The organism is Tranquillimonas alkanivorans, from assembly GCF_900115595.1.
In the GTDB taxonomy this organism is placed as follows: Bacteria; Pseudomonadota; Alphaproteobacteria; order Rhodobacterales; family Rhodobacteraceae; genus Tranquillimonas; species Tranquillimonas alkanivorans.
In genome coordinates this window covers 1-1,501 of the sequence record NZ_FOXA01000080.1, presented here as the reverse complement: position 1 = coordinate 1,501, position 1,501 = coordinate 1, and the positions used below count along the sequence as shown (strand labels likewise).

1 tRNA gene and 2 rRNA genes are annotated in these 1,501 nt (G+C 57.4%); all 3 read right to left on the bottom strand.

The features are described from left to right. A tRNA-Met gene (locus BM162_RS22230) sits at positions 1-77 on the bottom strand. An 89-nt stretch (positions 78-166) separates the two neighbouring features. Continuing rightward, a 5S ribosomal RNA gene (gene rrf / locus BM162_RS22225) occupies positions 167-281 on the bottom strand. Positions 282-359: 78 nt separating this feature from the next. Then, positions 360-1,501: ribosomal RNA gene (locus BM162_RS22220) — 23S ribosomal RNA — on the bottom strand; the annotation flags it as partial.

Genomic DNA, 1,501 nt, shown 5'->3' with positions numbered 1-1,501 from the left:
TGGTTGCGGGGGTAGGATTTGAACCTACGACCTTCAGGTTATGAGCCTGACGAGCTACCGGGCTGCTCCACCCCGCGCCGGTTCGGGAGGTCAGTTTGGTGTCTGACGGTGTCCCGTGTGTTCTGGTCATCGTTTTCGAGAGATACGGGGCGATGTTCCTTGCTAGGTTTGGCGGCGACCTACTCTCCCACGTCTTGAGACGCAGTACCATCGGCGCTACGGCACTTAACGACCGGGTTCGGGATGGGACCGGGTGTTTTGCTCGCGCTGTGACCACCAAACCGAGGAAGGAACATCTGTTATCCAAGTCCTGTGCACTTGAGTGCGTGCTTTTGATCTGAGCCTTGCTGTTTCTGGATCAAATCAAGCCTGTCGGACAATTAGTACCGGTCAACTGAGCGCGTTGCCGCGCTTACATCTCCGGCCTATCGACGTGGTGGTCTACCACGGTCCTCGGGGATACCTTGTTTTGAGGGGGGCTTCCCGCTTAGATGCCTTCAGCGGTTATCCTTTCCGATCATAGCTACCCTGCACTGCGGCTGGCGCCACAACAGGTCCACCAGTGGATCGTTCACCCCGGTCCTCTCGTACTAGGGGCAACTCCTCTCAAGTATCCTACACCCACGGCAGATAGGGACCGAACTGTCTCACGACGTTCTAAACCCAGCTCACGTACCTCTTTAAACGGCGAACAGCCGTACCCTTGGGACCTGCTCCAGCCCCAGGATGAGATGAGCCGACATCGAGGTGCCAAACGGTGCCGTCGATATGGACTCTTGGGCACCATCAGCCTGTTATCCCCGGCGTACCTTTTATCCGTTGAGCGATGGCCCTTCCACGCGGGACCACCGGATCACTATGGCCGACTTTCGTCTCTGCTCGACTTGTCAGTCTCGCAGTCAGGCTGGCTTCTGCCATTGCACTCAACGAGCGATTTCCGACCGCTCTGAGCCAACCTTCGCGCGCCTCCGTTACTCTTTAGGAGGCGACCGCCCCAGTCAAACTACCCGCCACACAGGGTCCCGGAACCGGATGACGGTCCGCGGTTAGACATCAAGAATGCGAAGGGTGGTATCTCAAGGGAGGCTCCACAGGGACTGGCGTCCCTGCTTCGAAGCCTACCACCTATCCTGCACATCGCAGTCCTGATGCCAGTGTGAAGCTGTAGTAAAGGTGCACGGGGTCTTTCCGTCTAACCGCGGGAAGCCTGCATCTTGACAGGCAATTCAATTTCGCTGAGTCGATGTTGGAGACAGCGGGGAAGTCGTTACGCCATTCGTGCAGGTCGGAACTTACCCGACAAGGAATTTCGCTACCTTAGGACCGTTATAGTTACGGCCGCCGTTTACCGGGGCTTCAATTCGGAGCTTGCACTCCTCCTTTTAACCTTCCGGCACCGGGCAGGCGTCAGACCCTATACGTCGTCTTGCGACTTCGCAGAGCCCTGTGTTTTTAGTAAACAGTCGCCACCCCCTGGTTTGTGCCCCCAGCCACTAGTTGC